Below are 19902 nucleotides of genomic sequence, written 5' to 3'. Positions count from 1 at the left end.
TGCCGGGCTCCGCGCCGCCGCGGAGCCCGGCACCGGCCCGGCCGGACTCGCGGGCGCGCCGCCGTGAAACGGCCGTCGCGCCAGGACATGTGACCTATCGTCGGTCTGCTGACGAAGGCCATGGACGGGAGACGCGCGTGCGGTTCGGGATCATCGGTACGGGTACGGTCGGCCGCACCCTGGCGGACAAGCTGCTCAGCCTCGGGCACGAGGTGACGCTCGGCTCGCGCAGCAAGGAGAACTCCGCCGCCACCACCTGGGCCGAGCAGGCCGGCCCGCACGGCCACGGCGGCACCTTCGCCGAGGCCGCCGCCTTCGGCGAGTGGATCGTCAACGCCACGGCCGGCACCGTCTCGCTCCAGGCCCTGCGCGCCGTCGGCGGGGAGAGCCTGGCCGGCAAGATCCTCGTCGACGTGTCCAACCCGCTGGTCTTCTCACCGGAGGGCGAGGTCGGCCTCGACCCGGTGGCCACGGACAGCGTCGGCGAGCAGATCCAGCGGGAGTTCCCGCAGGCCAGGGTGGTCAAGGCACTGAACACCATGAGCGCCCCGGTGATGGTCGACCCGGGCCGGGTGCCGGGGGAGCACAACCTCTTCCTGGCGGGCGACGACCCCGGGGCCAAGGCCGAGGTCGCCCTGCTGCTGGCACGCTTCGGCTGGCCGACCGGCTCGATCATCGACCTCGGCGACATCAAGGGCGCCCGCGGCCTGGAGATGCTGATGCCGTTCTGGCTGCGAATGATGGGGCACTTCGACAGTGTCGACTTCAACTACTCCTTCCGGTCGGCCGGCTGAGCCCACGGGCGTAGCCTGACCAGGGGAGCGTGCTCCGGCGGGGCACGCCGACACAGGAAGCCGTGTGCCGATGAACGAGCAGCAGCCCGAGCCCTACCGGCCCCTGCGGGAGGACTGGCAGAGCGCCTTGGCCGTCGTCGCCCACCCCGACGACATGGAGTACGGCGCGGCCGCCGCGGTGGCCCGATGGACATCCCAGGGCAAACAGGTCGTCTACGTGATGGTCACCAGCGGCGAGGCCGGCATCGACACGCTGGCACCGGAGCACTGCCGGCCGATCCGCGAGGCGGAGCAGGTCGCCTCCGCCGCGCTGGTCGGCGTCCCGGTGGTGGAGTTCCTCGGCCACCCGGACGGCGTACTGGAGTACGGCCTGACACTGCGCCGCGACATCTCCCGGGCGATCCGCCGGCACCGCCCGGAGATCGTCCTCACCGCCAACTTCCGCGACACCTACGGCGGCGTCGTGCCCAACCAGGCCGACCACATCGCGGTCGGGCGATCGGTCCTGGACGCGATCCGCGACGCCGGCAACCGCTGGGTGTTCCCCGACCTCCTCGACGAGGGCCACGAGCCGTGGGGCGGGGTGCGCGAACTGTGGGCGGCCGGCTCCCCCCAGGCCGCGCACGCCGCCGACACCACCGACTTCTTCGACGTCGGCGTGGCCTCGCTGCGCGCCCACAAGGCGTACCTGGAGGGCCTCGGCGGCGACATGGCGAACGCGCCGGACTTCCTGGAGGGCCTCGCCCGCGAGGCCGGCACCCGGCTGGGCGCCCGGTACGCCTCGCCGTTCGAGGTGCTGCAGCTGACGTTCGGCTGACCCGGTACCGGCGGCCCCCGCCGAGGTGGCGGGCCGTCAGCCCCGCGCGCGGCGCCGCCGGCGCAGCACCTGGTGCACGCCGAGCGCGACGAGGAGCACACCGAGCCCGAGCAGCAACCACAGCTGGTAGCGCAGGGCCCGCTCGTACACCGCGCCGATGTTGGCGCCCGCCAGGTAGCCGGCGGCGCACCAGACGCCGACCCACAGCGCCGCCCCGAGCGTGTTGAAGACGCTGAACCGGCGAGCGTCCATTCCGGTGGTGCCCGCGATGATGCCGTTGGCCTGACGCAGGCCGTCCACGAAGCGGGCGACGGTGACCACCTTGCCGCCGTGGCGCCGGAAGAAGACCTCGGCGCGCTCCACCCGGGCGGGGGTGAGCAGCACGTAGCGGCCCCAGCGGTGCACGAACGCCTTGCCGCCGGTACGCCCGATGACGTACCCCAGGGTGTTGCCGGCGATCGCCGCCGTGAGCGCCACGGCGACGACGCCGGCCAGGCTCAGGTGCCCGGCGCCGGCGTACACGGCGGCGAGCACCATGATGGTCTGGCCGGGGACCGGGATTCCGCAGTTGTCGAGCAGCACGAGAACGCCCACCGCCAGGTACCCGTAGTGGTCGAGCACCGGGGCGAGGGCGGCCAGCGGGCCGGGCAGGGAGTCGGACACGCTATCGGCCCGTCCCGTACCGGGCCGGTACGGGACGGGCGGCGCGCGTCAGCTGATCTTCCTGCTGTGCTCGACGACGGTGTCCGGGCCCGGGTAGACGAGCCCCTCGTGGCCGTCCTCGAAGTGGACCAGGTACGGCGGTTCGCCGTTGGGGCCGCGCACCTCGGTGATCTCACCGGTGCGGTCCGTCATGCCCACCGCCCTGCTGTGGATGTGGAGCTGGTCACCTACCGCTGCATGCACGATCTGCTCCTTCGTCGTGACGGCTGTCGTGGTGCTCGCGACAGGCCGGCTGCCGTTCTCGGGGCAGTCGTCCTGCTTCCACTGTGCTGCGCCGAGGACCTGCCCGCAACGCTTGCGCCGCGCCGGGCGCGCCGCGCGGGGCCCCGGGCCGCGCGCCCGGCACGGTTCAGTCGCTCCCCGGCGGCGCGGCCAGATAACGGACGAGCAGGCGTTTGCACTCGGCGATCAGCACCGGATCCCCGTCCGGGTCGGTGCGGAAGGCCAGTTTCAGCACCGCGTCGGCGGCCTCCAGGGCGACCCGCAGGGTGAGGGCGACGCCCGGCCGGCCGCCTGGGTCCGGGCCGCCGTCCGGCCGGCCGCCGAGGTCCGGGCCGCCGTCCGGCCCGCAGGCGGGCCCCGCCGCGAAGAGGCCGCCACCGAGCTCCTGAAGGCGCAGCGCCACCGCCGTGTTGTTGTCCAGCGCGGTGTCGAGCAGGTGCAGGTCGTCGCGGACGCCGGCCGGGGTGGGCACGACCAGGCCGAAGTCGACCTGCCCGAAGCCCGGCAGGGCCCGCTTCATGGCGACGAACTCCTCCACGGCCAGCTCCACGAACCCGGCCACCGTCGGAGCCGTCCCGCCCGCGGGCCGCTCCGCCAGCCGCCGGGCCAGCCGGTCGAGGTAGCGCTCCAGGTTCCGGGCGGCGAGCGCGGCCAGCAGGCTCTCCTTGCCGGAGAAGAACTGGTAGAGCGTGCCGATCGGGACCCGGGCGCGCTGGGCGACCGCCTTGGTGGTGAGGGCGGTGGCGCCGGCCTCGTCGAGCAGCGCCGCGCAGGCGTCGACGATCCGCTCGTACCGCTCCTGGCTGCGCTGCTGCACCGGCCGGCGCCGGGTGCCGCTGCGCCCGGCGGGCTCCTGCCGGTCCGTGTCCGCCCTCATGGGGCCACTGTGCCGCATCCGGCGTTCGCCCGGCGAATCACCGCCACGAGCGGTGCGCGGCCGGTGCGCGGGGAGTGCGCGGGGGTGCAGGTGGGGGAGTCGCGTGGGCCGGCGAGGCGGCGGGTGTCGCCGACGCGTCGGAGCCGTCCGCCGCGGCGCCGCCGGGTTAGGGTCGGCTCGGCCACGCAGCTTCGAGAGCCCGGGAGGGTGGGACGGCACGCATCGATCGCGAGCGCGTCGTCAGGACGTTGACGTTCTGGCTGCGTCCGGCCTTCGCGTTGCGCGTCGTCAACCGCTTCCAGCGGGTCGTCGGGTTCGACCGCTCGATGGCGTTGGCCTCCAGCGCGCTGACCGCGCTGGTTCCGCTCGCGGTCCTCGGTGCCGGGCTCCTCTCCCAGACCGGCACCAAGGGTGTCGCGGACCGGCTCATCGACCGTTACGGCCTCAGCGGGGGCGGCGCCGAGGCGGTCAGGCAGCTGTTCTCGCCGGGCGCCACGACGAGCACCGGCCTGGACGTCGTCGGGACGGTCTTCCTGACGATCTCGGTGCTGAGTTTCACGCGTGCCGCGCAGCGGCTGTTCGAGCAGACCTGGGAGCTCAGGCCGCTCAGCGTGCGCAACACGCCGAACGGACTCAGGTGGGTCCTCGGCCTGGCGACGTACCTGCTGCTCACCGGCTGGATCCGGATCCTCCTGGGCCGTGGCCGCTTCGAGCTGGGCGCCTCGCTGTGCGCGGCGCCGCTGACGGCTGTCTTCCTGGTCTGGAGCGGCCGGGTGCTCTCGGCGAAGCGGATCGACCGGCGCAGCCTGTTGGCGTTCGGAGCGCTCTCGGCCGTCCTCACCACGGCCTACTCGGTGGGCGCGACGGTCTACCTGCCGCGTCTGTTCAGCTCCTATGCCACCCGCTACGGCCCGGTCGGCGCGGTCTTCGCGATGATCTCGGCGTTCTTCGGCGTCATGCTCGTCATGGTCGGGTCGGCGGCGCTCGGCCGGGAGGTGGACGACGAGCTCGGCCGCATCCGCCGCGGGGACCGGCCTCCCGACGACGAGGTCCGGCGGCAGTGGCACAACGTGGTGACGCAGATGCGCTCACGGTGGCGCTCGGCCCGCGTGCAGATCTCCTCCCGCCGTGACGACGACGACCCGGTTCCCCCGTGAGCGCGGGCCCGGGCGGCGCCCTACCGAGCGGCCGTCGCTGCCGGTCGCGGCTGCTGCGGCCGCCGGCGTGGGCGGGCGCCCGTGGGGCGGCACCGATGGCCGCCCACCGGGCCGGGGCGATGCCGCTCCGCGAGGCGACCTTGGGCTAGCCTGCGAAAAGTGAGAGCCCATCGGCGAGCGGCGACCCGTGGTTCCGGACCGGCGCGCACCCTGCTGCGGGTGGCCAGGGCGGAGCCTCGCCACATGCCCGAGGCGATGGCCGTCCAGGCCGTGCGACTGCTGGGGCCGCGGGCCGAGGCGTCGGCCGCGGCGATCCTGGCCGAGCACCCAGGACTCGGCCCCGCGCAGCACCGGGAGCGGGCGACCGCGCGGGGCGTCCGCGCCTCGGTGTTGGAGGGGGCCTTCCTGGGCGGACCGTTCATGCTGTTGTGGCCGGCGGCCTTCGTCGCGGCGCTGTCCGCCCAGATCCGGATGGTGCTGGAGCTCGCCGCCCTGTCCGGGGTGCATCGCGAGCCCGGCGAGCTGGCGGCGGACCTGCTGGTGCTGCAGGGCGTCTGCTCCTCGCCGGAGGCGGCCCGTGAGCTGCTCGACGCGGCCGGTCCGGCGGACGAGGAGTCGGCGGACCAGGCGTCGGCGGACGAGGCGCCGGCGGACGGGGAGCCGGCCGGCCGGACGGGATGGTGGGTCCTGGTGAAGCGCCTGGCGTACCTGATCGGGCTGCTGACCGCCGGGGAACAGTCGGCGGGCCGTGGACGACAGCTGGCCGTCTGGAGCGGTGTCGCCGCCGTGGTGGCCCTCGGGTGCGTCGTACCGCTGATCTGGATCCCGGCGAGCGCCGAGATGTACCGGCGTGCCACGACCAAGCTGGCCGCGCGAGCCACGGCCTACTACGCCCCGTCCGTGGAGGGCCCCGCCGTCGGCCCGCGGGCGGCCCGGCGCTGGGTCCTTCGACCGGGGGCCGCGATGGTCGCCCTGCGGACGGCCGTCTCGATCCTGCTCATCGTCGGAGTCCTGGTGACGGCGTTGGTCGCCGATCTGAGGATCGCCTCCAGCCACGTGCTCGCCGTCGTCGTGCTGCTCACGGCCGTGTCGGCGCTGTACGTGCTGGTGCTGCGCGCGCGCCGTCGCGGGCCGGACTGACGCCCGGGCGGGACTGACGCCCGGGCCGGGACGGAGCCGGGGGTCACGGCGCCCCGGGCGAGCCCCGCGCCGACCGCACCGGTCGGGGCGCCACCCGCGTGTCCGTACGCGTGGCGCGCCTGCGGTCCGGGTCGCGCGCTCGTATGGTGAGGCGGTGAACCATGTCATCCCGTGGCTGCGCGAACGCCGTCCGGACGGGCGCGCGCCGTCGCGGACGGACTACGCGGGCGCCGTCTACGGCTCACTGCTCGCCGCCTCGGTGCTCGCCGCGGCGAGCACCGTCGGCGAGTTCCCCCGCCTTGAGACCGTCGTGCTGCTGCTCGTCACCGGGCTGGTGTTCTGGGCCACCCACGTCTACGCGCGCGTCGCCGGTGAGCGGACGGTCGGCCAGTCGCTCACCTGGCCGGAGGTCCGCCGGGTCGGGCGCGGCGAGTGGTCCATCGTCGAGGCCGCCGTACTGCCGGCCGCCGCGGTGGCGGTCAGCCCGCTGCTCGGGCTGAGCCTGACCGGCACCGCGTGGTTCGCTCTCGCGGTCGCCGTGGCGCAGCAGGTGTCCTGGGCCTACATCGGCGCCCTGCACGCCCGTGCCTCGCGCCGGCAGGCGGGCGTGGAGGCCCTGGTCAACCTGGTACTGGGACTGGTGATCGTGGGGGCCAAGGCCCTAGTGGGCCACTGAGCGCGCCGCGCCGGCGAGGCCCCGGGCCGCTCCCGCGCCGCCGGCCCCGGTCCGGCCTCCGAGCGGCGCGTCCCTGCCCTCACCACCGGTCGGGCGGCCGCCTGAACCCGGTGATGCGCCGGCCCAGGTGCTGGCAGCGTGACAGCAGCCCGCGGCGGTCGGCCCCGTCGACGACCCGGCCCGGTGGAAGTGGCGTCCGGTGGGCCCGGTCGTCCGGGTGTCGCGGAGGAGGATCCGGGGAACCGTAGTACTGGCGCTCCAGCCCTCGGCGACCGCCCGGGCCGGCGGAGATGAACAGTCGGGCGGAGCCGCCGCCGTCCCACCGGACACGCACAGGCTGGTGTCGGGTGGTCGAAGTCCGCGTTGCCGGTGTCCACGCCCCTGGCGTTCGCGAGGATTCGACGAGTCCGCAACGCACGAATCGAGGTCCGCCAATGTCCCCAACCTCACGTCCCACGCCTTCCACCCGGAAATCCGCCGCCAGTGGTTCCTTCGTGGCCGGCGGTCTGGCCGGCTTCGCCGCCGTGATGCTGCTGCTCGCCGGATCGCTCGCCGTCCTCCGCGGCATCATGGGCATCGCCGAGGACGACGTCTTCGTCAGTACGCCGAACTACGTCTTCAAGTTCGACCTGACGAGCTGGGGATGGATCCACCTGGTCCTGGGCGTCATCGCGATCGCGGTGGCCGCCGGACTGTTCAAGCGGGCCCTCTGGGCCCGAGTGATCGGCGTGGCGGTGGCGGTGCTTCTCATCATCGCCAATTTCCTGTCCATCCCGTACTACCCGGCGTGGTCCGTCACCGTGATGGCCGTCTGTGCCTTCGTCATCTGGGGCCTGTGCGTGGTCCGCCCCGACGAGACCTGAGCCGCCTGGCCTCCCGGGCCCGCCCCGCGGGACCCGTTCGTGGCAGCTCGTCGGGGAGCTCCTCGCGGGAGCGGGATCCGACCAGGGGATGCCGCCCGGCGACGACCGGCGCAGACTCGACTGGACGGGTTGTTCGCAGCGGAAATCGGAGGCTTCTCATGAAGGATCTGAAGTTCGAGCAGAAGGGCTCACTCTCGCGCGTCGAGGCGGCTGAACTGCTCTCCGCACTCGCGGCCGGGCTGAAGCGCGGCGGTCAGGTCGAGCTCGATCTCGGACCGGGAGTACTGAGCATGCACATGCCCGACGAGCTCCGCAGCGAGATCGAGGTGGAGGTGGGCGAGGAGGAGATCGAGCTCGAGATCGAGCTCAAGTGGTCGACCAGGAAGGCCGAGCCGCACGAGAAGCCCTCGTAGTCCGCCGAGGAGCCGGCACCGGGAGAGAGCCGGAGGCCCGGTCACCTCGGGCAGGTCGCACCGCGGACGTCCCGCTCCGGCCCGCGGGCTCGGGGGCCGGACACCTCGCTGCTGCGATCCGTCGCCCGCTCCGGCGGCTCGGCCCGGCCGGGCTCGGGACGTCGTCCCAGGTCCCGCGAAGTCCGGAGTCTCAGCAGGTCGGGTGACGTGCGAGGTTGAACGCCAAGCTTGGGCCACCACCCCCGGACGCGGTTGCAGCAGTAGGGGAAAGGCGGGATGCCGCGGCCGGCCTTTCGCACCCTCCACGTTGTGCGTTCGGAGCACGAGGGCGTACGTGGAAGCCTCAACGATCACCCGGCCGTCGCGGGACGCCGCGGCACCATATCCGTCAGATGGTAGAGAAGCGCCAGCAGCGGGAAGGCAATACCGCACCATGCGATACCCACCCACCCGTAGGTCGCGTACACCACGCTGGCCACGGCCGACCCGACCGCGCCTCCACAGAAGAAGATCGCCATGTAGAGGCCGTTCAGTCGGCTGCGTACTTCCGCCCCCAGCGCGAAGATCGAACGCTGCCCCAGCACCAGGTTGCACGACACTCCGACGTCGATCAGCAGCGCCGCGACGAACAGGACCGCGACGACGTGTCCGCCACTTGCGAACACCAGGAGAAAACAGGCCACGACGGTCAGGATCGCGAAGGCCGTCGCAGGTTTCGTCAGACCACGGTCGGCGACGCGGCCCGCGAGCGGCGCGACACAAGCTCCTAGCACCGCCGCCAGGGAGAACACGGCGATGCCGACCTGACTCAGGCCGCACGCCGGGCTCGCCAGGATCAGTGGCACAGCAGTCCAGAACAGACTGAACGCCCCGAACAACAGGGCATGGTAGAACGCCCGACGTCGCAGGATCGGCGTGCCGACCAGCAGTTGACCCATCGACCGCAACAGCGCCAGGTAGCGGACGGACGTGCTCGGCCGTCGCTCCGGAAGGATCAGGCGCAGGGTCACGGCAAGCACCAGCATCAGTCCGGCGGAGATGGCGAAGACCGCACGCCAGCCGAGCAGGTCTGTCGTCATGCTGGATACAGGCCGCGCAAGCAGGATTCCCATCAGCAGGCCACTCATGACGTTGCCGACGACCCGTCCACGGCTTTCGTCCGGGGCAAGATGAGCCGCAAAGGGCACCAACATCTGCACCACGACCGAACTCAGGCCGATCACCAGCGAAGCGGCGAGAAACAAGCCGGCGGTCGATGCGGCCGCCCCGCCCAGAAGCGCCGCCACGCATGCCACCAACGTGACCGTGATGAGACGACGGTTCTCGAACATGTCGCCCAACGGAACCAGTAGGACAAGGCCGACGCCATAGCCGATCTGGGTCAGGGTCACGACAAGACTGTAGGCACTCGTACTCAGGCCCACATCGGGGCCGATCAGACCCACCACGGGCTGCGCGTAGTAGATGTTGGCTGCGACCGCGCCGCAGGCCAGAGCGATCAAGAAGGTCAGTCCGCGCGACATGGTCAGTTGCGCTGTTCGGCTAGGTGCGCTCTCAGTTTTCATCGTTCTCTCGGTAAAATAGTGACTTGACGTCTACCCGGCACATGCCTGGACACCGTAGAACTCCGGACGGGCCCAGAATGGTGCAGCCCGGTGGAGCGAGGGGTTCACGAAGTCGGGGACGCGCTGGGCCGAGCCGGCGGAGGCCAACGGCTGCGTCAGTCCGCGGTGCACACGGCCCGAGGACGTGGACACCACGATCGCCAGGGCAATGGAGATCAACGACGTGCCGGTGGTCGTCGACTTCGTGGTCCACGAGGACGCCATGGTCCGGCCCGTGGTGCCCTCCGGCACCAGCAATGACGACATCATGATCGCCCGAGACATGACTCCGAAGTGGGAGAGCGACAACTCATGAGCGAGCACACGTTGTCGGTCCTCGTCGACAAGCCCAGCGCGCTCACCCGGATCACCGCGCTGTTCAGTCGGCGCAACTTCACCATCGGTCCCTCGCCGTCAGCGAAGGGGTTACCTTACCCGGGAGTGGCTGACCGGTCGTCGGGCTCGGCTGTGCCGGCCACGATCAGTTCGCCGACGGCGTCCCTGAGCAGGGTCTGGCTCTGGGTGTCGAGTTTGTCGTCGGTGATGAGGAGGTCGATCTCGTCGAGCCGGGCGAAGGTGCTGAGCCCGATGACTCCCCATTTGGTGTGGTCGGCGACCACTGCGACCCGTCGGGCGCAGGAGATGAGGGCGCGGTTGGTCTGTGCCTCGGCGAGGTTCGGGGCGGTCAGACCGGCGCTGTCCGAGATGCCGTGGGCGCCGAGGATGAGGAGGTCGACGTGGAGGCTGCGGATCGTCTGTTCGGCTATCGGGCCGACCAGTGCGGCGGAGCGGGTGGGGGAGCCTCCGGTCAGCAGCAGTGTCGGTGTGCTGGGGCCCCGTTCGTGGGCGCAGGCGCGCAGGAGATCGCCGATCGGGAGTGAGTTGGTGACCACGGTGAGGTGGGGGGTGTTCAGCAGTCGGGTGGCCACGGCGTAGGTGGTGGTGCCGGCGGAGAGGGCGATGACGGCGCCGGCTTCGACGAGGGCGGCTGCCGCGTCGGCGACGGCGTCCTTCGCGGCGGATTCGCGGCCGGACTTGGCTTCGAACCCGGGTTCGTCGACGGCGCCGCCGGGGCCGGCCACGGCGCCTCCGTGGACCTTCTGGACGATCCCTGTTCTGGCGAGCGCGTCGAGGTCGCGTCGGACGGTCATGTCGGAGACCCCGAAGTGTTCGACGAGGTCGGAGACCCGGACGGCACCTGAGCGGCGTACCAGGTCGACGATGAGGGAACGCCGCTGGGAGGCCAGCAACGCCGCATCCGCCATGACCAACCCCTGTCGCACACATCGGACGCCGTGACATCACACCGGAAGCCCCGGAGCCGGCCGGGTACAGGATAGGTGTCAACATCACCTTGGGGGAACCGGCAGGCCGATCGGACCGCCTCCCGGTCGGACTCCGACGGTTGAAGGCTCTGCGCGGACACCTCGTCGCCGCGCCGGGGTCGGCCGCGAACGCCGGCGTTCCCTGCTGGACGGCCGACGTGTCCGAGCCGGACATCCGAGCCGCCGCCACCCGCTTCACGAACCCCGGGGGCCCGGACCGTCGGGTGCTGTGCCCCGTGATCGTGTCGCTGGTCTGGGTCGCGGTCACCGACGGGGCGCCGGGGACGGGGACGACGATCCGGCGCACGTGGTCGGCGGCCTTCTTGACGGTCCAGACCCAGGTGACGAGCTTCGCGCCGGACGCGTCGGCGGCCGTCAGCCGCACCGCGTCGGAGTCGGCCCAGTTCCCCGGCAACCCGAGGGTGAGCACCCCGGTGGCGCCCGGGGCGATGCTCGGACTGGCGCAGGTGCCCTGCGCGGTCACCGTGTGGCCGGTCCCGCCCGGCGTCGCATAAGTGATCAGCTGCCAACTGAACCTGCTCGACGAGGTGTTGGTGAAGGCGTAGCGGTTGGTCAGGCGGACCGTTCCGTCGAAGCCCGCGGGGAAGGTGTTCTCGTAGTAGGCCCGGCTGGTAAGCTGGATCGGCGACCAGATGTCCTTGATCGTGTAGTAGCTCCCCTCCTTCTCCCGGAACGGGCCGACGATGCCGTCGGGACCCCGGTTGCCGTTCGTGTCGATCGCGCCGCCGCCGTCGACACGGCGGATGCTCTCGTCGATGAGCGACCAGATGAATCCGCCGGCGGAGTGCGGTGCGTTCGCCATCAGCTGCCAGTAGTCGTCGAGTCCGGCGCCGGCGCCGCCGTCGTAGAGGCCGTGCAGGAATTCGGTGGGCATGTAGACCGTCGAGCCCGCCAGTTTGGACTGGACCTGGGAGTAGGTCGGATAGTGGTTGGTGTCGATTCCGCCGAAACTCGCCCAGGGGTGCAGCACCGCTCGCCTCTGCGGGTCCCAGGAGCCGAAGAGGCTGTCGAGGGCGGTGTTCCAGCCGCCTTCGTTGCCGTTGTCCCAGAACAGGATCGACGGGTGGTTGACGTCCCGGGTGACCATCGGCTGGACCAGCGGGGTACCGGCCGCGGTGCTGTAGCTGTGCTGCCAGCCGCCGAGTTCGTCCAGGACGTACAGCCCCAGCTCGTCGCAGAGATCGAGAAAGTAGGCGTCCGGCGGGTAGTGCGACATCCGGACCGCGTTGACGTTCATCGACTTCATCAGCGCGATGTCCTCGCGCGCCAGGCGGGGGCTGGAGGCACGGCCCAGGGTCGGGTGGAAGGTGCGGCGGGTCACGCCCTTGAGGAGCACCCTGACACCGTTGACATAGACGCCGTCCCCCGCCCGTACCTCCACCGTCCGGAAGCCGAACCGCTCGGTGAGCCCGTGGACCTGGGCGCCCGAGGAGTTGGTCAGCACCACCTCCGCCTGGTAGAGGTTGGACGTCGGCGGCGAACGTCCCGTCGGCCTCGGCTCGCACCGCGACCCGGTCGATCCGTGGCGATGCCGCGGCACTGCTTGAGTCGGTGGAAGCAGCGTTCGACGGTGTGGCGACGGGTGTACTTCTGCTTGTCGAATCCGGGTGGGCGCCCACCGCGCGGGCCCCTTCGCCGGCGGACGCCGGCTTGGTCCACCTGTTCGGGGATGGTGTGGGGGATGCCGCGTCGGCGCGGGTAGGAGCGGAAGGCGCGGGAGTTGTGGCCCTTGTCCCCGAGAACGTGGTCGGGTCGGGTCGGGTCGGGTGCGCGGGCGGCCCGGCCCGATCCCGGGCCCCCGCCGACCGGCGGCACCTGCACCCTCCCGTCGACCTGCCGGTGGTCGTCCACCGGCGCGCTGGCGCAGCCGGCCAACGGTTGGGCCGCGGTGAAGGACTTCACCGACGTGGTCCACAACGGCAAGCATCTGGTCTACGCGTTGAACGTGTCCGGCTGATGGATGACCGGGGACGCGCCCTCCCTCCGGTCCTGCCTCGCCCGTAGCGCGATCCGCGGGTCTGTACAGCCGGCGGCTCTGCCCCTCGGCGGTGACCAGCGGCAACGACCACCGTCGGCATGCTGTGCGCAAGGTCGATGAGCTTGTGGGTGTGGTGCTGTCGGCGCTGGTCGTAGAGGAGGTGAGGGACGGGGGTGAGGTCATCCGGGTGTCGGCGCGGACTCGGGACCATCCGGTGCCGTGCCCGGCATGCGGGCAGCCGACAGGGCGGGTGATCGGGGGAACCTCGGTGCCGTTCATCGCCCGCGTTACAGGTGCGAGGTGCTGGCGTGCTCTCCCGTTGCGGGCGTGGTCTGCCCGGCTGCGGGGCGGAGACTGCCTTCCCGTCGGACACGGAAAAATCTGTGTTGGCTGGAGTAGACATGGGGCGGTGTCGTGGTTAGTGTTTCTCTCGTAGCAAGCAGTCGAGAGGTACCGCCAGACACGAACTGGCGGGAGAATTACGAGAAGTTCGCAGGTCGGCACGGTTGCAGGGTTCTGAAGCCAAGGTTGGTGCAGTGCGGTGACGGGATCGGTGGCCGGGCCAGGTGGCTCGCAGTGATGAGGGGCCGCCACTCAGCGGTACCGCAGTAGTTAGTGGTTCGCGGGTGAGCAGTACGCGGGACACGCCGGGCAGGTGGGCGTGAGCAGTGACAGGCGGTGCGGCGGCAGAGTTGCGAAGCCAGCGCAGGTGCAGGACGGCGACGCACTGGCAGCCGGACCGGGGTGGCCCGCAGTGATCAGGGGCCACCGACAGCGGTACCGCGGTATGTGCGTGTGTAGTACCAGCAGTCGCGGTACGAGGTATCCCGGTGAAGGCGCCACGGCTGCGGGCGCGCGTGCCGGGGAGTCTGGCAGTGGGGTTCTGAGCCGAGCAGGTGAGCAGGACGGGCGACGGGGCTGGCTGCCGGACCGGACGGCTCGAGAGGGTCGCAGCAGTACCAGGTAGGTAGGTGTGGTTCAGCAGTACCGAGCAGTACCCGTGTTGAGCAGTACCCAGCAGTACCCGTGTTGAGCAGTACCGAGCAGTTCGCAGTACCAGGCAAGTAGCCACAGAGGATGAACGGAGGGGACGGAGCGCCATCAGGATCGCCCGGCCCGTGAGGTTTTTTGTCCGGGCGGACACCGCAGACCCCCCAGTTACGAAGGACGGTGGTTTCCGGTCACGCATTCGCGATCCCCGCATGCCCCTTCCCCCGGGGTGGTGCGGACATAAGGAACCCGGCTCAGGCCGGTAGATGGTGATGTATCCCTTCGGGGCCCCGGAGCCGCCACGGCACCGGGGCCCCTCCACGCGTCCCCGACCCCAGATAAGAAGAGGTGCAGTGACCACGACCACCATCCGGCCACAGAACCCCGGTTCCAGCTCCGATTCCTTCGACGATGACGACTATCCCGCCTACACGATGGGCCGCGCAGCGGAGATGACCGGCACCACCGCCGGTTTCCTGCGCTCCCTCGGCGAACAGGGTCTCATCACCCCTCTGCGCTCGGAGGGCGGCCACCGCCGCTTCTCCCGCTACCAACTACGGATCGCGATGCGCGCCCGCGACCTCGTCGACGGCGGCACCGCCATCGACGCCGCCTGCCGCATCATCATCCTCGAAGACCAACTCGAAGAAGCCCTGCGCCTCAACGCACAACTGCGCAGCGCCGCCGACGAAACCGGGCCCGCCGCCGACACCTGACGCCTGGCGAACCCACCTTCCGCACGGCGGCCACAGCGGGTGGCCGGGCACTACGGTGAAAAATCCGCCCCGCACGCCGGCCGCCGGTGCGCCCGAAACGCGGGCGCACCGGCGGTTACGGAACCGTGGGGAGGGGACGTACCGATGACCGCTGCCCGCAGGCCGGGCCGCCGCTGTTCACCGTGCGGCTGTGGCCGGGGACGGGTGCCCCGGTGCTGGAAGCGGCAGGTGATCCGGATCGGAACACGGGCAGTGTGCTGGACGCGGCGGCGGCCGACGTGACACCGCGCTTGCAGCAGCAGCAGCAGCGGGCGGGCTGGTGCCGGACCTGCCCGGCGTGCGAATCCGCGACTCCGGTGGCCTCCACACCGTCATCCGCGCCCACCTGCCCGCCCGAGGAGCGGGCGCGGCGCGCCGAGGGCCCGGAATGTGGTGCGGTCGCCGGTGTCGGCCGCCGCGTGGATGACGTCGGTGGCGGCGTAAGGCAGGAATTCGAGCTCCGGGTAGGGCCAGGGCGTGCTGCCGGCGACGGCGGCGGCCCGCGGCAGGTGCGCGCGGGCCGCGATGGCCAACGGCGCTGCCGGTAGATCCCCGAGCACTTCAGTCGGCAACTCCTGAGTGGCCGTCAAGTGGCTCTCGCTCGCCGTGTTCGGGGCCCTGTGGGCCGCCTTGGGGCCACCGTGGGACAACGCGCGATGAGCGGCACGGATAAATCTCAAGGTCAGGGCATGGGTCACCACAGCCTCGTGACAGGATCCGGACCTCATCCGCAGCCAGTCGTCACACTCTCCGTGATAAAAATCTTTTCGAGCACAGGAACGAAAATTTCGACCGCAAGTGCCATACGCACCAAACCAGTTACGGGGAAGCACCATGAAGAACCACACCCGCCGCACCAGCGCGTTCGCGGCCCTCGGCGTCGCTGCCGCCCTCTCGCTCACTGCCTGCGCCGGTGACGACTCGGCCAAGGACACCGCCGGCAAGGGAAGCGTCCCGCCCGCCTCCTCCCAGTCCTCCGACCCGGTGAAGGCCAGCCCGTCCCCGAGCGGCGGCACTGCGGGCAAGGGCAGCTCTTCGGCCCCGAAGCCGAGTTCAGGTAGCACGGCGTCCGGCAGCAGTGGGGGCAGCGCACCCCAGGGCGGTCAGAACGTCGAGCCCTGCAAGACCCAGAGCCTGACCGTCGAAGCCAAGAACGCCTCGCCCGACGCGAGCACCGGCACCATCGACATCACCATGACCAACCGGGGCACCACCACCTGCTCGGCAACGGGCTTCGCCGGTATCGGCATCACCGACCAGGACACCACCACGAACCCCATCGAGCGGGGCACGGCCGAACCCCGCATCACCGACCTGAAGCCCGGCGAAGCCGCAATCTTCAATCTCTCGTACGAGATCGACAGCAGCGGCAACAGCCTCACCCGCCCGACCGAGATCCAGGTGACGCCCCCGAACCAGACCAGCCACGTGAACGTGAAGTGGCCCGCCGGCGCGGGCGACATCAAGGGCTTCTACACCGACGTCAAGGTCTACCCCACGCACAACAAGTAGCAGCACGCCCGTCGCCGGCTCCGCGGACGTCGATGCCCCTCCGCCGCCGGGTGTGTCGGCAGAGCGCGGGAGGGTGCGCTAGGCGCGTCGGAGCCCGTCGGGTAGGACACGCTCAAGACGACACACCGAGACTGACGGTACGTCAGGTGCGGTCGTGCTCGACTGTCGAGAACTTATCCATGAAGATGCACAGCATCCTTTCCGTGCAGCATAGTTGGATGACCAAGAAAGCCGAGGCCCTGGGGCCTCGGCTTTCGACACTATTCGAACCCCTTGGCCGGGCGTCGAGGGATCCCAGCTGACAGTGGCGGGCTTGGGTGTGCCGGAAGTGATGCTGCCGCACCTGCGGCAGTTCGGTGGCTTCCGGCTGTCGCGCCACGACCGTCATGGCCGATTTCCTCTGGTGCTTCTGTGTCGCGTCAGTAACATGAGCCCTCCTCGCGTTTCTGTGGGAGGTTGTCATGCAGGATCGACTTGAACTGCCGTCGGGATTCCGCTGGGGCGTGTCCACCGCGGCCTACCAGATCGAGGGAGCGGTGGACGAGGGCGGTCGCGGGCCGTCCATCTGGGACGTCTTCGCCGCACGGCCCGGCACCGTCCGTGACGGCCACACCGGAGCGGTGGCCTGCGACCACTATCACCGCTATGCCGAGGACGTCGCCCTGATGCAGGGCCTGGGCCTGGACGGCTACCGCTTCTCCGTCGCCTGGCCACGCGTCGTGCCCACCGGCGCGGGCGCCGTGAACGCTGCCGGGCTCGACTTCTACGACCGACTGGTGGACGCCCTGCTGGCAGCCGGGATCACCCCGCTGCCCACGCTCTTCCACTGGGACCTCCCGCAGGCTCTGGAGGACGGCGGCGGCTGGCTGAACCGCGACACGGCGTACCGCTTCGCCGAGTACGCGGCCCTGGTCGCCGACCGCCTCGGTGACCGCGTCCCCGCCTGGATCACCCTCAACGAGCCCTTCGTGCACATGGTCTACGGGTACGCGCTCGGCATCCACGCCCCCGGTCGCACCCTGATGCTCGACGCCCTGCCCGCCGCCCACCACCAGCTCCTGGGCCACGGGCTGGCAGCGGCGGTGCTGCGCGAGCGCGGCCTGGACGTGATGATCGCCAACAACCTCACCCCCGTCCGCCCGGCCACCGACGACTCCGCCGACGTGGCCGCCGCCACCGCCTACGACGCCCTGCACAACCGCCTGTTCACCGACCCGCTGCTCCTCGGCCGCTACCCCGACCTGTCCGCCTTCGGGGTGGCGCAGGACTTCGGCGGCGCGGTGCGGCCCGGCGACCTGGATCTCATCGCGGGCCCCGGCCTCGACGGCCTCGGCGTCAACTACTACAACCCCACCCGTATCGCCGCCCCTATCGACCCCGGCCTGCCCTTCACCGAAGTCCCGATCGAGGGCGTCCCCCGCACCGCTTTCGGTTGGCCCGTCGTCCCCGACGGCCTGCGCGAACTCCTCGTCGGCCTCCGCGACCGCTACGGCGCCTCCCTCCCGCCCGTCACCATCACCGAGAACGGCTGCTCGGTCGCCGACGAACCCGCCGCCAACGGCAGCGTCCCCGACCCCGACCGGATCAGCTACCTCGCCGGCCACCTCGACGCCCTTGCCGAAGCCGTCGCCGAAGGCGTCGACGTAAGGGGCTACTTCACCTGGTCCCTGCTCGACAACTACGAGTGGGCTGAGGGGTTGACTCAAAGATTCGGCCTTGTGCACGTTGACTTCACCACCCAGCGCCGCACCCCGAAGGCGTCGTACGCCTGGTACCGCGACCTGATCGCGGCCCACCATGCCCGGCACACGAGGTAGGCCTGGCGTCGGTCCTGGGCAGGCGATGCGGATCTGCATCGCCTGACGTGGGCAGTGGCAAGACAGTAGTCGGAGATTACGGCCGCACCAACTGGCCATCCCGCAGTCATGCCTGGCTGTCCCGCTGCTGGAGGCCGTAGTAGCACGGTGACTATGCACGAAACGAGTGTTGACGCTACCGATGTCGCGACCTGCGAGGGGTCGAGACGCCACTCCAGCGGACGTGACCAACTCCTATTCGGGCCCGCTCGGGCCAACCCGACAATGCGGGATGTCTCGCGCAAGGCTGACAGGGAGGGGAGACGCCGTGGACGTAGGTCTCCATGATGACCGCGTAGAGTGCCTGGTCGATGCGGCGGCGGCGCTCGAGCAGGGCGGGGAAGAAGCTGCCCGCCCGCAGCTTGGGGATGGCCAGGTCCAGGTCGCCGGCCGCGGTGGTCAGCGTCTTGTCGCGGTGACCGTTGCGAAATGCGGTGCGCGTCTCGGTGTGCTCGTTCCACTGGGCGCCGATCCGGGCCGTGGCCTCGGCCTCGATCAGCTCCTGGAGCATCCGCTCGGCCACCCCTCTGACGAGTTCGAGCCCGTCCGACGAACGTAGGGACTCCAGCAGGCGTAGTAGGTCAGACTGGGACAGAGCCACCGTGCGTCTCCCTCGTTGAACTGGCCGTTCACTGGGGAGAGTTGCACGGTGGCTGACCCATGCTCAGGGAGCGTGAGGCCCTCATGGGAGTGCGCCCCGGGAGCGAGCCCGCGCACACCTCATCAGTGGTCGGCTACACCACACAGCGGGACGCCATCGATCCGTATCGAGGCCGCAGGGGCCCAGGTGTCTGAGGCCTACGGCTCGCCGGCGCGTGCTTGACCACCGTCTCCGAGTGACTGTTCGACGGCACGTCGGTTCTTCACACGGTCGCCCCGGTGATGCCGATTTCCCGCATCCCCGGCCGGAACCGGGGCCCTTGCGCGGTGTTCACCAGCTGATGCGGGCGGCCACCGGCAGGTGGTCGCTGCCGGTGGCCGGCAGCACCCAGGAGCTGTTCGGCTCCACGCCGCGGACCAGGACCTGGTCGATCCGCGCCACCGGGAAGGTCGCCGGCCAGCTGAAGCCGAAGCCGTTCCCGGCCGCCTCCTGGGCCGACTTCAGCTGCGAGGTGACGTCGGCGAACGCGCGGTCGTCCATCGTGCCGTTCAGGTCGCCGAGCAGCACCACCCGCTCGTTCTGCTCGGCGGCGAGGGCCTTGCCGAGCGCGTGCGCGCCGTCGTCCCGCTGGTCGGTCCAGAAGCCTCCCCTGGGCATCAGCCGTACGGAGCCCAGGTGGGCCACGTACACGGCCAGTGGCCCCCGGTCGGTGGCCACCGTGGTGCGCAGTGCCCGGGGCGTGGCCGCCTTCTCCTCGGCCGACAGGTTCGCCGCCAGCGGCCCGACCATGCCCGGCATCGCGACGTCGACCGTCCGGGTGTCCGACAGCGGCAGCCTGCTCCACAGTCCGACCGTGCCCCTCACCACGTGGTACGGGTATGTCTTCGCCAGCTCCTGCTCGTAGGTTACCTGGGCCTGCGGAGTGATCTCCTCCAGCGCCAGCACGTCCGCACCGGAGGCGGCCAGGTCGCGGGCGGTGCCGGCCGGGTCGGAGTTGCCGGCGCCGACGTTGTGGCTGACCACCGTGAGGTCGCCGCCCGGGTGGGACTTGTCGGCGAGCACTTCGCCGAAGAGGCTCAGCCACACCGTGACTGGCAGCAGCAGCGCGGCCACCGCGGAGGCGGAGCGGCGCCACAGTGCACCGGCGAGGAGCACCGGGACGAGGAGGCCGAACCACGGCAGGAAGGTCTCCATCAGACTGCCGAGGCCCCCGGTGTTCGGAATCCTGGCGTGCAGCAGCATGAGCAGGCCGAGCAGCAGCGCCAGCGTCGCGAGCACCGGGCCGCGCTTCCAGGGTTCCGGCCGGGCGCCGCTGCGGATCGCCCGGCCCAGGCCCGCACGCCGGGCACCCGAGCCGGTGTCCCGGTGGCCGACGCCGCCCGGTCCGGTCTCCGCCGTGTCGATGGCCTGGCCGCGCTCGTCGAGTTCGGCCTGCTGCCGCGCATTCGCGCGTGGTTGTGCTGATTCAGTCACTGATCGAATTCCCGAACTGTGAAATCTTGGAAGGGTTGTGGGGGCCGTCCGGCTACGCGGTTTCGCGGGTGTCCCGGATCGCTCGGATCGCCCGGTCGTGCGGTC

Annotated in this window: 19 protein-coding genes and 4 pseudogenes; 13 read left to right on the top strand and 10 right to left on the bottom strand. The window is 71.0% G+C overall.

The genetic code is table 11. The features are described from left to right. Nucleotides 1–137 precede the first annotated feature (137 nt). On the top strand, nucleotides 138–794 hold the full coding sequence (locus tag OG823_RS04010; RefSeq protein ID WP_371477549.1) for an NADPH-dependent F420 reductase: 657 nt from the start codon (nucleotides 138–140) through the stop codon (nucleotides 792–794). Between the two features lie 70 nt (nucleotides 795–864). Beyond that, nucleotides 865–1611: a PIG-L deacetylase family protein gene (locus OG823_RS04005; RefSeq protein ID WP_371477547.1), complete on the top strand. Its 747-nt coding sequence runs from the start codon at nucleotides 865–867 to the stop codon at nucleotides 1609–1611. Between the two features lie 36 nt (nucleotides 1612–1647). On the opposite strand, the gene OG823_RS04000 is transcribed toward OG823_RS04005, so the two are convergent. The 3 genes from OG823_RS04000 to OG823_RS03990 all read right to left on the bottom strand — a co-directional run bounded on the left by OG823_RS04000 (nucleotide 1648) and on the right by OG823_RS03990 (nucleotide 3433). Then, nucleotides 1648–2274 carry a DedA family protein gene (locus tag OG823_RS04000; protein WP_371477545.1) on the bottom strand — a complete coding sequence of 209 codons (627 nt, stop codon included), beginning with the start codon at nucleotides 2272–2274 and terminating at the stop codon, nucleotides 1648–1650. A gap of 48 nt (nucleotides 2275–2322) precedes the next feature. Next, on the bottom strand, nucleotides 2323–2517 hold the full coding sequence (locus OG823_RS03995; RefSeq protein ID WP_371477543.1) for a DUF1918 domain-containing protein: 195 nt from the start codon (nucleotides 2515–2517) through the stop codon (nucleotides 2323–2325). Nucleotides 2518–2683: 166 nt separating this feature from the next. Then, the gene (locus OG823_RS03990; RefSeq protein WP_371477541.1) at nucleotides 2684–3433 is read right to left on the bottom strand and encodes a TetR family transcriptional regulator; all 750 of its coding nucleotides are present in this window, start codon (nucleotides 3431–3433) and stop codon (nucleotides 2684–2686) included. A 248-nt stretch (nucleotides 3434–3681) separates the two neighbouring features. On the opposite strand from OG823_RS03990, the gene OG823_RS03985 reads away from it, so the two are divergent. The 5 genes from OG823_RS03985 (at nucleotide 3682) to OG823_RS03965 (ending at nucleotide 7682) form a co-directional block, all read left to right on the top strand. Further along, nucleotides 3682–4590 carry a hypothetical protein gene (locus tag OG823_RS03985; protein ID WP_371477540.1) on the top strand — a complete coding sequence of 303 codons (909 nt, stop codon included), beginning with the start codon at nucleotides 3682–3684 and terminating at the stop codon, nucleotides 4588–4590. 243 nt (nucleotides 4591–4833) lie between these two features. Continuing rightward, nucleotides 4834–5730 carry a hypothetical protein gene (locus OG823_RS03980; RefSeq protein ID WP_371477537.1) on the top strand — a complete coding sequence of 299 codons (897 nt, stop codon included), beginning with the start codon at nucleotides 4834–4836 and terminating at the stop codon, nucleotides 5728–5730. Between the two features lie 154 nt (nucleotides 5731–5884). Continuing rightward, nucleotides 5885–6406 (top strand): hypothetical protein, encoded by a 522-nt coding sequence (locus tag OG823_RS03975; RefSeq protein ID WP_371477535.1) that lies wholly within the window; start codon nucleotides 5885–5887, stop codon nucleotides 6404–6406. A gap of 434 nt (nucleotides 6407–6840) precedes the next feature. Further along, complete coding sequence (locus tag OG823_RS03970) at nucleotides 6841–7269, top strand: hypothetical protein (RefSeq protein ID WP_371477533.1); 429 nt, start codon at nucleotides 6841–6843, stop codon at nucleotides 7267–7269. A gap of 158 nt (nucleotides 7270–7427) precedes the next feature. Beyond that, the gene (locus OG823_RS03965; protein WP_371477531.1) at nucleotides 7428–7682 is read left to right on the top strand and encodes an amphi-Trp domain-containing protein; all 255 of its coding nucleotides are present in this window, start codon (nucleotides 7428–7430) and stop codon (nucleotides 7680–7682) included. 350 nt (nucleotides 7683–8032) lie between these two features. Here OG823_RS03965 and OG823_RS03960 read toward each other — a convergent pair whose 3' ends face one another. Then, nucleotides 8033–9247, bottom strand: coding sequence for an MFS transporter (locus tag OG823_RS03960; RefSeq protein WP_371477528.1), 1215 nt, complete (start codon nucleotides 9245–9247; stop codon nucleotides 8033–8035). A 115-nt stretch (nucleotides 9248–9362) separates the two neighbouring features. On the opposite strand from OG823_RS03960, the pseudogene OG823_RS03955 reads away from it, so the two are divergent. Then, nucleotides 9363–9602: pseudogene (locus tag OG823_RS03955) on the top strand (acetolactate synthase large subunit); the annotation flags it as partial. Between the two features lie 115 nt (nucleotides 9603–9717). Here the strand turns inward: OG823_RS03955 and OG823_RS03950 are convergent. Then, entirely contained in the window at nucleotides 9718–10551 is an 834-nt protein-coding gene (locus OG823_RS03950) for a DeoR/GlpR family DNA-binding transcription regulator (protein WP_371477526.1), read from the bottom strand. Nucleotides 10552–10769: 218 nt separating this feature from the next. Between OG823_RS03950 and OG823_RS03945 the strand changes: the two genes are divergently transcribed. Beyond that, nucleotides 10770–11126 carry a hypothetical protein gene (locus OG823_RS03945; protein WP_371477524.1) on the top strand — a complete coding sequence of 119 codons (357 nt, stop codon included), beginning with the start codon at nucleotides 10770–10772 and terminating at the stop codon, nucleotides 11124–11126. 260 nt (nucleotides 11127–11386) lie between these two features. Here OG823_RS03945 and OG823_RS03940 read toward each other — a convergent pair. Further along, nucleotides 11387–12013: pseudogene (locus OG823_RS03940) on the bottom strand (glycoside hydrolase family 2 TIM barrel-domain containing protein); the annotation flags it as partial. 56 nt (nucleotides 12014–12069) lie between these two features. Beyond that, complete coding sequence (locus OG823_RS03935) at nucleotides 12070–12447, bottom strand: transposase (RefSeq protein WP_371477522.1); 378 nt, start codon at nucleotides 12445–12447, stop codon at nucleotides 12070–12072. Between OG823_RS03935 and OG823_RS03930 the strand changes: the two are divergent. After that, nucleotides 12425–12586: pseudogene (locus OG823_RS03930) on the top strand (non-reducing end alpha-L-arabinofuranosidase family hydrolase); the annotation flags it as partial. The gene OG823_RS03935 and the pseudogene OG823_RS03930 overlap by 23 nt on opposite strands. Before the next feature lie 1367 nt (nucleotides 12587–13953). Beyond that, entirely contained in the window at nucleotides 13954–14316 is a 363-nt protein-coding gene (locus tag OG823_RS03925; protein WP_371477520.1) for a MerR family transcriptional regulator, read from the top strand. A gap of 371 nt (nucleotides 14317–14687) precedes the next feature. Here the strand turns inward: OG823_RS03925 and OG823_RS03920 are convergent, their stop codons facing one another. Then, a complete protein-coding gene (locus OG823_RS03920) occupies nucleotides 14688–14927 on the bottom strand; it encodes a hypothetical protein (protein WP_371477518.1) in 240 nt (79 codons plus the stop codon). A gap of 262 nt (nucleotides 14928–15189) precedes the next feature. On the opposite strand from OG823_RS03920, the gene OG823_RS03915 reads away from it, so the two are divergent. Further along, nucleotides 15190–15867 carry a DUF4232 domain-containing protein gene (locus OG823_RS03915; RefSeq protein ID WP_371477516.1) on the top strand — a complete coding sequence of 226 codons (678 nt, stop codon included), beginning with the start codon at nucleotides 15190–15192 and terminating at the stop codon, nucleotides 15865–15867. Between the two features lie 461 nt (nucleotides 15868–16328). After that, nucleotides 16329–17684 carry a GH1 family beta-glucosidase gene (locus tag OG823_RS03910; RefSeq protein ID WP_371477515.1) on the top strand — a complete coding sequence of 452 codons (1356 nt, stop codon included), beginning with the start codon at nucleotides 16329–16331 and terminating at the stop codon, nucleotides 17682–17684. A 298-nt stretch (nucleotides 17685–17982) separates the two neighbouring features. Here the strand turns inward: OG823_RS03910 and OG823_RS03905 are convergent. Continuing rightward, nucleotides 17983–18324: pseudogene (locus tag OG823_RS03905) on the bottom strand (transposase); the annotation flags it as partial. A gap of 330 nt (nucleotides 18325–18654) precedes the next feature. Then, entirely contained in the window at nucleotides 18655–19644 is a 990-nt protein-coding gene (locus tag OG823_RS03900; RefSeq protein WP_371484297.1) for an endonuclease/exonuclease/phosphatase family protein, read from the bottom strand. Nucleotides 19645–19902 lie beyond the last annotated feature (258 nt).

This window comes from Kitasatospora sp. NBC_00315 (assembly GCF_041435095.1).
Classification (GTDB): domain Bacteria; phylum Actinomycetota; class Actinomycetes; order Streptomycetales; family Streptomycetaceae; genus Kitasatospora.
Note: the sequence above shows the minus strand (reverse complement) of the source record. Positions and strands in the feature narration are given on the sequence as shown.

Coding starts and splice junctions, on each gene's coding strand:
- OG823_RS04005 (WP_371477547.1), top strand. CDS start 865: ATGAACGAGCAGCAGCCCGAGCCCTACCGGCCCCTGCGGGAGGACTGG.
- OG823_RS03990 (WP_371477541.1), bottom strand. CDS start 3,433: ATGAGGGCGGACACGGACCGGCAGGAGCCCGCCGGGCGCAGCGGCACC.
- OG823_RS03980 (WP_371477537.1), top strand. CDS start 4,834: ATGCCCGAGGCGATGGCCGTCCAGGCCGTGCGACTGCTGGGGCCGCGG.
- OG823_RS03970 (WP_371477533.1), top strand. CDS start 6,841: ATGTCCCCAACCTCACGTCCCACGCCTTCCACCCGGAAATCCGCCGCC.
- OG823_RS03965 (WP_371477531.1), top strand. CDS start 7,428: ATGAAGGATCTGAAGTTCGAGCAGAAGGGCTCACTCTCGCGCGTCGAG.
- OG823_RS03960 (WP_371477528.1), bottom strand. CDS start 9,247: ATGAAAACTGAGAGCGCACCTAGCCGAACAGCGCAACTGACCATGTCG.
- OG823_RS03950 (WP_371477526.1), bottom strand. CDS start 10,551: ATGGCGGATGCGGCGTTGCTGGCCTCCCAGCGGCGTTCCCTCATCGTC.
- OG823_RS03915 (WP_371477516.1), top strand. CDS start 15,190: ATGAAGAACCACACCCGCCGCACCAGCGCGTTCGCGGCCCTCGGCGTC.
- OG823_RS03910 (WP_371477515.1), top strand. CDS start 16,329: ATGCAGGATCGACTTGAACTGCCGTCGGGATTCCGCTGGGGCGTGTCC.